The sequence below is a fragment of the Bradyrhizobium sp. genome (assembly GCF_049581145.1).
In the GTDB taxonomy this organism is placed as follows: domain Bacteria; phylum Pseudomonadota; class Alphaproteobacteria; order Rhizobiales; family Xanthobacteraceae; genus Bradyrhizobium.
In genome coordinates this window covers 1-2013 of the sequence record NZ_JBAURI010000983.1, presented here as the reverse complement: position 1 = coordinate 2013, position 2013 = coordinate 1, and the positions used below count along the sequence as shown (strand labels likewise).

The window sequence follows — 2013 nt, the reverse complement described above, 5'->3', positions numbered from 1 at the left end:
CTGGTCAACAGTTCGTGGGGAGGCGACCCGCTAGGATTGACGAGGCGGCGCTGCAAGCGTTTGTTACGCCCTGATCGACCGGCCAAACGGCGCCGCGCGACCTGTTCCGGCCCGGCTTCGGGCGGCTTCAATTGGGGAGGGGTGATGAAACTCGCGCGATACGGCAGGGCGGGCAAGGAGAAACCGGCGCTCGTCGACCGGGCCGGAAAGCTCAGAGACCTCAGCGAGGTGGTGGCGGACATCGACGCTGACACGCTTGCGCCGCGCGTGCTCGCACGTTTGGCCAAACTCAAGCCCGAATCCCTGCCCGCGGTGCGCGGCGTGCCGAGAATCGGACCGTGCCTGCGGCGGGTCGGCAATTTCATCGCCGTCGGCCTCAATTATGCCGACCACGCCGCCGAATCGGGCATGCCGGTTCCCAAGGAGCCGGTGCTGTTCACCAAGGCCCCCAACTGCGTCGTCGGACCGAACGACGACGTCGTGATCCCGAAAGGCTCGATGAAGACGGATTGGGAGGTTGAACTCGCGATCGTGATCGGCTCCCGCGCAAGTTATGTGAGCGAAGCCCAGGCGCTTTCCCATGTCGCCGGCTATTGCATCTGCAACGACGTGTCGGAGCGCGAATTCCAGCTTGAGCGGTCCGGGCAGTGGGTGAAGGGCAAGAGCGCTCCGACTTTCGGCCCGCTCGGGCCGTGGCTCGTGACGCCGGATGAGATCGAGAACGTTCAGGCGCTCAACATGTGGCTCGACGTTAACGGCGAGCGGATGCAGACCGGTTCGACCGCGACGATGATCTTCGGCGTCAAGACGCTCGTCTCCTATATTTCGCAGTTCATCGCTCTCGAACCCGGCGATGTCATCACCACCGGCACGCCGCCCGGTGTCGGTCAAGGCAAGAAGCCGCCGCGGTTCTTGAAGGCCGGCGACACGATGGCGCTCGGGATCGATGGGCTCGGACGGCAGGCCCAGCGCGTCATAGCGTGGAAGGCCGATTGAGCTAAAGGCCCGATGAAGCGCCTGTGGTCGTGGGCGGGCGTCGTCTTCGCCGCCCTCTATGGACTGGCGTTCCTAGCGCTCTATGTCGACTATGTGAGGCGCTCGGGGACTTGGTTCGCCGACCTCCCGCTCACGCTCGCCGCCCTGCCCTTCACGCTCACCATGCGGGCGCTGAATGGCGGGTCTTACGCATTCGGCGGCGACATGAGCGGGAGGGTCGCCGCCGCGGGCGTCTTTGGCGCCGCGCTTGCCTATCTCGCGGGCCTCATTGTCGAAAGCGTCATTCGCGCGATCGTGCGATTGGCCTTAAGAATTCGGGCCGCGGGGCCTTGACGGCGCCCATCACCGTTATCCCTTAGGAACGCACGTCGTCTTGATGAACGCGCCCGGCGGGAGGCTCTGAAACTGCGTCGGCGCGCTCTACTGAGGCGCCGCGGGCGCGTAGGTCAGATTGAGAAGCTTCCAGTCGTCGTCCACCTTGCCGAGCACCCTCGTCCAGAAGCCCTTCGACTCCCTTGCGCCCGAGGCCGGTTTGAAGGTGATGCCGCCCGTGCACAACGCCACGTCGCCGATCATGCGCGCGCTGGCGACGGTGAAGACGTCCTTGTCGCCGGGCTTCATGAAAGACGCATAGAACTTGACCAGCGCGTCGTGTCCGGCAAGGAATCCGTAGGGTGAGACGAGCTCGCCATCGGGAGCGAAGACCGCCGCCATTTTGCCGGGATCACCGCTCGCGCCAGCGGCGCCGTAGGCGCTGATTGCCGCATTGCAGATAGCCGCCGCATCGTCCGCGGCATGAGCCGGCCCGCAAAGCATGAGGCCGGCGCCGATCAAGCACGACGAAAACAACAGATTTCGGTGAAGCATTGTTCCCTCCAGTTTGAATAACGCCTGTTCGCGTTGCTTTAGGGGGCGAATCGTCGTCTTGATGAACGCGCCCGGCGGGAGGCTCTGAAACTGCGTCGGCGCGCTCTACTGAGGCGCCGCGGGCGCGTAGGTCAGATTGAGAAGCTTCCA

General features: G+C 64.7%; 3 protein-coding genes. 2 read left to right on the top strand and 1 reads right to left on the bottom strand.

From position 1 onward, the window contains the following. The first annotated feature begins 144 nt into the window (after positions 1 to 144). Positions 145 to 996: a fumarylacetoacetate hydrolase family protein gene (locus WCB02_RS32060; protein ID WP_423964555.1), complete on the top strand. Its 852-nt coding sequence runs from the start codon at positions 145 to 147 to the stop codon at positions 994 to 996. 12 nt (positions 997 to 1008) lie between these two features. Next, a complete protein-coding gene (locus WCB02_RS32055; RefSeq protein WP_423964553.1) occupies positions 1009 to 1329 on the top strand; it encodes a hypothetical protein in 321 nt (106 codons plus the stop codon). An 87-nt stretch (positions 1330 to 1416) separates the two neighbouring features. On the opposite strand, the gene WCB02_RS32050 is transcribed toward WCB02_RS32055, so the two are convergent. Beyond that, complete coding sequence (locus WCB02_RS32050) at positions 1417 to 1830, bottom strand: YybH family protein (RefSeq protein ID WP_423964551.1); 414 nt, start codon at positions 1828 to 1830, stop codon at positions 1417 to 1419. Positions 1831 to 2013: the final 183 nt, after the last annotated feature.

Coding starts and splice junctions, on each gene's coding strand:
- WCB02_RS32055 (WP_423964553.1), top strand. CDS start 1,009: ATGAAGCGCCTGTGGTCGTGGGCGGGCGTCGTCTTCGCCGCCCTCTAT.
- WCB02_RS32060 (WP_423964555.1), top strand. CDS start 145: ATGAAACTCGCGCGATACGGCAGGGCGGGCAAGGAGAAACCGGCGCTC.